The following is a 7,572-nucleotide window of genomic DNA, read 5'->3' as shown; positions in this document are numbered from 1 at the left end:
CGCCCTGCTGCCGCGGGAAACCGTGGACGAGGCGGGCCTGCTGACCGAGACGTCCGCCACCAACTCCTGGACGCCCGAGCCATGGCCGGCCCTTCGGGCCGGAGTCCTGCGCTTCGCTCCGGACTGGCTCTGGTTTCGCTGCGCTCCACCAGAGCGGGGCCTGCAGGGGGACTCCCTTGCTCCGCGCGGGAGGCTTCGTCGAGCGAGAGGCCGCCCACTTCGGGGGCGGTTTCCTCGCGTCACCTCATCGGACGCGTCAACCTTCCGCTGCGCTCCAGGATTGACGCACTGTCATGGGCTTCATGGGCCGTGCTGCGCACGGCCCATGAAGCCCTCTCCTGCCCTCTAGGCATTCGGACTGCTACGCAGTCCGTGCCGGCCGCTCACGCTCCCCAGTCGGGCTTCCTCTCCTCCATCTCCTGCTCGTGGCCCCCCTCCCCCGCCAACAGATCACCCATCATCCGCCCGGGCGTCGTGACCGTGTCCGACCCCTTCGGATAGATGACTTTTTCACTCTTGTACACCGGCTGGTACAGCCTGACCTCGTAAATGTCCTCATCCGAATTCAAGCACTTCACCTCGCGGACGACCCCGTCATGGAACTCGTAGTTCCCATTGCCCTTTTCGATGACGATCCGCTTCGACTCCCCACCGGGCGCAAGTTCACTGACCGTGACCCTTTGATCTTCCGACCACTCTTCCACCGCAAAGGAGAACGTTCCATCCAACGGACCCGGCCGCCGGACGTCAGAAAGTTCAGGGTCGGAGGAAGACGAACCGGGCGTGCCATATCCCATGTCATCGTCAGGCATGGTGACTCCTTCTCAAGCGATTCGATGCAAGAAGCGACTCTGCACACCGATGTGCACCACAACGCGACCTCTACCGGTGCACAGGAACTCTGAACTCCTCCCATTACCAAGAGCACGCACCACGCCTGTCAATCCTCGGATACTCCAATCGAGCGAACCTCAGCAGCGAGACAGATCGCACTCACGCCCAGTTCGGCCGCGGCCACCTGCCGGTCCAGCAGGTCATCAGGGGAGCCCGGTGCCGGCAAGGTAGGCCGCCGTCTGCTCTCCGTCCCGCAACAGGACCCGGGCACCCTTGGAGCTGACGGGCGCGGGGAAGCCCTCGGCCACGTACGGCCGCTTGTTCCGGAACGTGCCCATGGTCATGCCCATCTCATGGGCAAGCTGCTCACGGGAGCGTACGAAAGGCCTCCGCCCGTGCCGAATCATCATTTGGTCACCTCCGACAAGGCTGCCTCAAAATGGCCATCGGATAGAAACTTGAAAACGACCACGCCGGAGCATGGCTGAGCAACTGCAACCACATGACCTCTACCTACCCGGACAGCTGCGCGCCCCAGACTCTGCGCAGATTCGGTGAGCCAGCACAGTCGGAAAGTCGCTCAGACAACCTGCACAACCCCAGGTCAGAAGCATGACGACTGCTCAGATTCACTGACCGGCGACAATCGCACTGGGGTGTGGATCGTCAACCAGAAGCAGGGCCGCGACCGGCTCGACACGGGCCAACTCGCTGCCCTGGCCGCCCTCGGGGTGGAGCGGGCACAGCGGAGCTAGGACGTGTCCGGCCGATCATGTAACTGCTCTGAGTCTGAGGCGTTAAGGGGCGTGTCCAACGGGTCGCCTGTCGCGGAACCCTCGGGCGAGCCCCTGGCTCGCGATACCGCGGCGTGACAAGATCAGTCACCGTTCGAAATCACCTAACCGCAAAGAGTAGGAGCAGTGGCAATGTTCGAACAAGGCGAAGTAGTGCGAATCACTGAGGGGCCGTTCAAGGACTTCAATGCGACGGTCGAAGAAGTTAAAGACGAGGAAAAACGCCTGAATGTGGCTGTGCTCATTTTCGGCAAGCGGACGCCTCTTGAGATTGGTTTCGATCATGCAGAAAAGAGAACAAGCTGGTGAACGACCTGCCCGCCGCCCCCATACGAGCCAATCAAGGCCCGTACCTGGGCAGGGTGCGTGCCGGGTCCGACCCGTCGGGCACGCGGCCGCGTAAGACGTCGTTTCTTATGGGGTGGTCGTACGTTGAACCGTGCATGACGGACTGTGGATGCTGTTCAGTGCCTGTTTCTGATCCCGGCTCGGTGAGTGGAACAGCGCGGTCAGGCCGCGCCGGTCCTCGTTGCTCAGCTTGTTCGCCCAGGCAGGTTTGGCCAGGACGTGCTGCACCAGCAGGTGTTGACGTGCACGAGCACGGACTGGAGCAGGTACAGGGCGAGCAGGAGGCGGTGACGGCCCCCGGTCGGGGCCGCGGGCTGCGTGCAGTGGCGTTTCGCCGGTGAATTGGTCGCTTCGGACGGGTGAACTGTCGGCCGGGCGCTGTCGTGGGCGGGGTGAGGGGCTTAGAACCGGCACGTGCTGATCGCGTACGGGTTGGTCGTGCGTGGGGCCGGTGAGGTGAGGAGGCCGTGATGAGTGAGGCGACTGAGGTCAGGGACGCGCGGGTGCTGCGGCTGGAGGGGTTGCGGGCGTCTTTGTCGGGGGGCGAGGGACAAGGGGTGCGGGGAAGGCGGCTGCGCCGTAACGGGGCGGTGAATCTGCTGACGGGTGTGTGGCTTCATGCGGCAGCCCGGGCAGAGCAGGGACTGGAGCTGACCGAGTTGGAGCGCGGCATCCTGGAGCCGCTGCAGGAAGTGCTCGGTGAGGAAGTGCTCGACATCGGGCGGGTCTACCGGGAGCAGCGGGCAGCGGTGGGTGTGACGGCGGTGGTGCCGCAGGTGGTGGCATCGCGCAGTCTCTCGGACGGGTTCGGTCTTGAGGAGTACAAGGCGGCGCTGACCGAGTTGCTGCCGCAGATCACGGCGCTGCCGAACGTGGCAGTACTGGACCGGGCCAAGCTCGCCTCCGAGGAAGTGATCGACACCCCTGAGTTCACGGCGGCTATGGCCGACTACGGCTTCGGCGTCACCGGTTTCACCGGTGAGGGAGACGATGATCTCGGCGTCCAGTCGGCACCGTCGTTCCGTGCCCGCTTGGAATGGGCTGGCTTCGGTTGTGACGAGCCGGTTGGTGACCAGGGCGGGGGCAGGGACGAGATCTACTGGACGTCAGCTGCCAACGCCCAGGGGTACCAGCTCACGACGCGCACCGGCGAAGTCGGCGAGGTCGTCGGGGGGCGGGGGTATGCCATCCCTGGTGACGTCAAAACGGGCAGCAAAGCGATCTTGGACACCATGATCAACGGGGGGTGCGCGTCGGTCCTGATCACGCTGTTCGAGGGCGATCAGTCGAACAGCGAGTGGTACACCGCGCTGGGCAAGGCGCTCAACGATGCCACCAGTGCGCTGCAGGCGTCCGCTGACTTCTCCAACTTCGTGCCGGGCTTGGACCTCTACGGCCACATGCATACCGGCCTGGGCTTCATCGCCGCTCTGTGGGAGTACATGCGGAACAAGGATGACCTGGTGCTCTCCCGGGCCTTCGCTCTCAGCCCCGCGGACTTCAAAGCGATCTATGAGGCGCCGGACGGAGCGAGGTGGAGGTTCAACGCCAGCTCCAACGGCATGGGTAATTTCCTCCTCATTTCCTTCTACACCGGTGACCAACCGCTGTTGGGCGACAGCCGGCTGTTCACCACCACAACGAACACCGACGGCGCAAACTGGAGCCAGGACACGCCGCTGCCGTCGGGGACGACGAGCCATGCGCCGGCCCTTGCCGCCTACGACAACAAGCTGTTCTGCATGGTCCGCAGCCCTGACTCCACGCAGCAGCTGTCCTGGAACCACTTCAACGGCTCCTCCTGGAGCTCCTTCAGCCCGTTCGGCCAGGCCAAGAGCCCCTCGACACCGGCCCTGGCAGTCCACAACGGACACCTCTACAGCACCCACCACAGCGCCGACGGCGATCTGTGGTGGAACCGATTCAATGGCACCGACTGGAGCGGATTCACCCAGTTCCCCTCGGGCAGGACCCTGACGGCACCTGCCCTGGCGGAGTACAACGGCACGCTGCACTGCATGGTCCGTGACGTCGACAGTCCCGCCCTGTCGTGGACCACCTTCAACGGCTCCACCTGGAAAAGGTTCACCGCGATGCGCGGTAAGAGCCCATCCGCCCCCGCTCTGGCCGCTTTCAACGGCAAGCTCTTCGCAGTGCACCGCGGCAGCGACGACGCGCTGTACTGGACGACCTTCAACGGCACCGCCTGGTCGGACTACCAGAAGTTCCCCAGCGGCAAGACCACGGCCGCCCCCACGCTGGCGGTCCACAACGGCAACCTGTACTGCATGGTCCGCAGCGCCGGCGACAGCACGACACTGTGGTGGAGCATCGCCAGCGGCAGCACCTGGACCACCTTCACCCGGGCCGGCGGCGCCAGCAGCACCACAGCACCGGCCGCGGCATCCTTCAACAACACGCTCCACTGCGTGCACCGCGGCTAGCGCGCCCATAGACCAACCAATAAAACCTGTCCGAGCCGCGGGCGCGCAGACACACATCGCGCCCCCACACCAGAGCAGGTACGGGGCCGCCAGACAGGCGGATCAACGACCAGCCAGCCCCACCTCCCACAGCGCACGGTAGTGGCCTGCAGGGCTGCGCTGGGCAGCGCAGCCCTCGCTGGAGGAGGTTCCGGCACGCAGATGAGGACGACAATGCAGCGCGGGTGACGGTCCGCTTCCGGGACGGACTGTTCCTGCAGTGCCCTGTGATAGAGCGCGCAGTGAGAACAGGACCGTCACCGGTGCCCTCGCCGTGCACCGCCAATCCTTGCCTGCTGCCAGCCGCTCGACGGCACCACAGGCGTTCCCGCGGTCCTGCACAGCGCAAGGCCGGCCGCGCATGCCGCCAGAACCGGGTCGGCACACTCGTGCCGCCGGTACCAAAATTGTTCTCAGTGCCACCAGCCGTATCGCTGTTCCGCGAGGTCGGGATAGGGGTGAGGCACGGGCTGGGCCAGATGGGTGAATGTCGCGGCATGGGGGTTCAGCGCGCTGTGGGGGCGGGCAAGTTGGCCTGGTTCTTGGTACGTCCATACGAGAGGGTCAGAGTGTCCGACATCGAGACGCGCGTGAAAACGGTCATCGCTACGCAGTTGGGCGTGGCGACGCAGGAGGTAAAGAACGAGTCCTCGTTCATCAACGATCTGGGGGCGGACTCCCTGGACACTGTCGAGCTGGCAGTGGCCCTGGGGAACGAGCTCGGGGTCGAGATCTCCAACGACGAGGCAGAGGAGTTGACCACCGTGCAGCATGTGATCGACTACGCCCACGCCCATGAGAGGGCAGCTGGAAAATAACCACCGATCTCCACATCGGCGCCCGGCAGTCAGCCCGCTGCGCTGGCAGATCGAGCAGCAGCTGAACATCGAGCTGACCAAGGAAGATGGTGACGACACCGTGGGCGTCGCCGTCGACGAGGCGCAGCTGCTGGTGGACACCGCGCTGCGGGTCGCCGACTGGGACACGGCCCGCACCGTCAGAGGCTCGTCGTACTCTCCGGCGAATGACACACCATCTGATCGATCCTCGCACTCTCGAAGCTGCTATCTGCGATGCCAAGCAGGCGCTGGCTGAGCACGACAATGCCTTGAAGTGGCTGCTCCGCCCTGATGTCTCGCAGGACGGTCCGCTTGCAACTGAGGTGTGGGTGTTCGATACGACCCTGACGCACGTCTTGCTGGTGAATCACCGCTGGCGCGGATGGGTGGCCCCCGGTGGCAAAGTGGATGCAGGCGAGACTCCACGAGAGGCAGCCGTGCGCGAGGTTTTCGAAGAGACTGGGCTGGTCGTGGAACCTCTTTGCGCCCCAGCGGCCGTCACTGTTCGCTCGTATCACCCTGATTGGCCGGCCGTCATGGGTGTGTCGTTCATGGCGGTCGTCGGCCGAGAGGTTTCGCTGGCCCCAGAAGACGGGCAGCCTGCCGCTTGGTTGCGCCTGGACGAACCTTGGCAGGGGTACTTCGCTGAAGATCGCCTCCGGATGAAGCAGTGCGTCGACTGGATCAGAGACGGCCAGTGACCTGTGGCGTGGTGCGGTGCTGACGTTGTGTAGGTCATCAGGGTCCGAGAGGCTGAGGCGCCTGTTCAGGGCAGGGGTGAGAATCGTTCGGGGGGTTTGCGTGTCTTGGTGATCCGGCGGGTCATGAGGGTGATGGCTGCCCACGTGATGAGGGTTTCGGAGTGCTGGATGAGTCGTTCGTAGTCGCGTGCGTGTCTGCGGGCCCGCATCATCCAGGACCAGGTCCGTTCGACGACCCATCGGCGGGGCAGGATGACGAAGCCGGAGGAGTCTTTGGGTCTGCTGACGGTTTTGATCGTCAGGTTGAGGTACTTCTTTGCCCAGGTCACGAGCTTGCCCGCGTAGGCGGAGTCCGCCCAGACGATCGTGATCTCGGGGTGCATGAGGCGGAGGCGGAAGAGGACTTCCTTGGCGGCGTGGCTGTCGTGGAGGTCTGCGGGGGTGACCATGACGAGCAGGGGGAGGCCGCGTGTGTCGACGACCATGTGGCGTTTGCGGCCGTTGATCTTCTTGCCCGCGTCGTAGCCGCGTGAGTCTTTGCCGACGGTCTCGGCGGCCTTGACGGACTGGGAGTCGATGACCGTGGCGACCGCGCGGGGGCCTTTGCCCATCTCGCGGCGGATCCGTTGCGCAAGGACATCGCGGATCTGGTTGATGACACCGCAGGCAGCCCAACGGGCCATGAACCCCCAGACGGTCCGCCAGGGCGGGTAGTCCGCCGGCAGGGCCCGCCACTTGCAGCCGGTGTCGACGACGTAGCGGATCGCGTCGACGATCTCGCGCCGATCGTGCTTCTCGGGCCGGCCGCCGACGGTGGTCTCGCAGGCCGGGACGGGCAGCAGTGGTTCGAGCAGGGCCCATTCCGCGTCGGTGGTGTCGGAGGGATAGAGGCGTCGGCGCATGGCGGCTGGCCTTCAAACCGGTGCTGCCCGGGTCCCGGCCAAACGCCGGGACCCGGGCAGCGAAGGGGGTCAGTAGCTGTTGACGAGGTCGAGGGTGGATACGATGGAGTTGAGCTGGGCGGTGATGTGGCGGACCCACTTGTCGCCCGGGTGGCCGGCGGCGTGGGGTGCGACGGTGCCGGTGATGAACCGGCGGAACTCGGTGAGCTTCTCCTTGATCACCCTTCGTTCGTAGGCCTCCAGAGCGGCTCGTTCGGCTCCGAGCTGGTAGCCGTCGGTCCGCGTCCAGATCAGCGGTGGCCATCCCTGGTCCGCGATGACGTCCCGCAGGGCGGCCAGCCCGGACCTCACCTGGCTGGGGGTGAGGTCGCTGGCGCGGGTGAGCTGGTGGAAGAGGAGTCCGGCCGGGCGTGCTTCGAAGAGCACGAACCGGAGCGTGTCGGCGTGCCGCAGAGCGGTGTCGCCCCGGCGCCGTGAGGCGCGGGGCATGGCTACTGGCCTCGGAGAAGGGCGGCGAGCTCGTCGTCCATGTCGACCTTGCCGGTGTCGACGGCGTTCTCGATCCAGTCGAGGGTGGCTTCTCTGAACCACCGATACGATCCTGCGCAGCTGCGGGGTCGGTCAGGGGGCACCAAGACTCGTCAGGGCATCCGCGGGCAACCCCTCGCTTA

The 7,572-nt window shown here is 65.3% G+C and carries 9 protein-coding genes and 1 pseudogene; 5 read left to right on the top strand and 5 right to left on the bottom strand.

Translation table 11 applies throughout. The features are described from left to right. Nucleotides 1-383: 383 nt before the first annotated feature. Together ABTY04_RS39805 and ABTY04_RS39800 are read right to left on the bottom strand one after the other, a co-directional pair. Entirely contained in the window at nucleotides 384-812 is a 429-nt protein-coding gene (locus tag ABTY04_RS39805) for a hypothetical protein (RefSeq protein ID WP_352218318.1), read from the bottom strand. A 225-nt stretch (nucleotides 813-1,037) separates the two neighbouring features. Next, the gene (locus ABTY04_RS39800) at nucleotides 1,038-1,178 is read right to left on the bottom strand and encodes a hypothetical protein (RefSeq protein ID WP_352218317.1); all 141 of its coding nucleotides are present in this window, start codon (nucleotides 1,176-1,178) and stop codon (nucleotides 1,038-1,040) included. Between the two features lie 582 nt (nucleotides 1,179-1,760). On the opposite strand from ABTY04_RS39800, the gene ABTY04_RS39795 reads away from it, so the two are divergent. From ABTY04_RS39795 to ABTY04_RS39775, 5 genes are all read left to right on the top strand, one after another. Beyond that, nucleotides 1,761-1,937, top strand: coding sequence for a KOW motif-containing protein (locus ABTY04_RS39795; protein WP_352218319.1), 177 nt, complete (start codon nucleotides 1,761-1,763; stop codon nucleotides 1,935-1,937). Nucleotides 1,938-2,446: 509 nt separating this feature from the next. Beyond that, nucleotides 2,447-4,420 (top strand): DUF8189 domain-containing protein, encoded by a 1,974-nt coding sequence (locus ABTY04_RS39790; protein ID WP_352218316.1) that lies wholly within the window; start codon nucleotides 2,447-2,449, stop codon nucleotides 4,418-4,420. A 608-nt stretch (nucleotides 4,421-5,028) separates the two neighbouring features. Further along, the gene (acpP, locus tag ABTY04_RS39785) at nucleotides 5,029-5,277 is read left to right on the top strand and encodes an acyl carrier protein (protein ID WP_352218315.1); all 249 of its coding nucleotides are present in this window, start codon (nucleotides 5,029-5,031) and stop codon (nucleotides 5,275-5,277) included. Further along, nucleotides 5,255-5,554, top strand: coding sequence for a hypothetical protein (locus ABTY04_RS39780; RefSeq protein ID WP_352218314.1), 300 nt, complete (start codon nucleotides 5,255-5,257; stop codon nucleotides 5,552-5,554). The genes acpP and ABTY04_RS39780 overlap by 23 nt, the downstream gene beginning before the upstream one ends. Further along, on the top strand, nucleotides 5,484-5,999 hold the full coding sequence (locus ABTY04_RS39775; protein WP_352218313.1) for an NUDIX hydrolase: 516 nt from the start codon (nucleotides 5,484-5,486) through the stop codon (nucleotides 5,997-5,999). The genes ABTY04_RS39780 and ABTY04_RS39775 overlap by 71 nt, the downstream gene beginning before the upstream one ends. Nucleotides 6,000-6,064: 65 nt before the next feature. Here ABTY04_RS39775 and ABTY04_RS39770 read toward each other — a convergent pair whose 3' ends face one another. The 3 genes and pseudogenes from ABTY04_RS39770 to ABTY04_RS39760 all read right to left on the bottom strand — a co-directional run. Beyond that, the gene (locus tag ABTY04_RS39770) at nucleotides 6,065-6,901 is read right to left on the bottom strand and encodes an IS5 family transposase (RefSeq protein WP_352218312.1); all 837 of its coding nucleotides are present in this window, start codon (nucleotides 6,899-6,901) and stop codon (nucleotides 6,065-6,067) included. Nucleotides 6,902-6,970: 69 nt separating this feature from the next. Continuing rightward, the gene (locus tag ABTY04_RS39765; RefSeq protein WP_352218311.1) at nucleotides 6,971-7,390 is read right to left on the bottom strand and encodes a RacP protein; all 420 of its coding nucleotides are present in this window, start codon (nucleotides 7,388-7,390) and stop codon (nucleotides 6,971-6,973) included. A gap of 2 nt (nucleotides 7,391-7,392) precedes the next feature. Further along, nucleotides 7,393-7,479: pseudogene (locus tag ABTY04_RS39760) on the bottom strand (DUF6192 family protein); the annotation flags it as partial. Between the last annotated feature and the right edge of the window lie 93 nt (nucleotides 7,480-7,572).

Origin of the sequence: Streptomyces sp. NPDC097981 (assembly GCF_040302565.1) — a bacterium.
GTDB lineage: Bacteria > Actinomycetota > Actinomycetes > Streptomycetales > Streptomycetaceae > Streptomyces.
The sequence above is the reverse complement of the archived record's forward strand: the minus strand, read 5'-3'. Positions and strand labels throughout refer to the sequence as shown.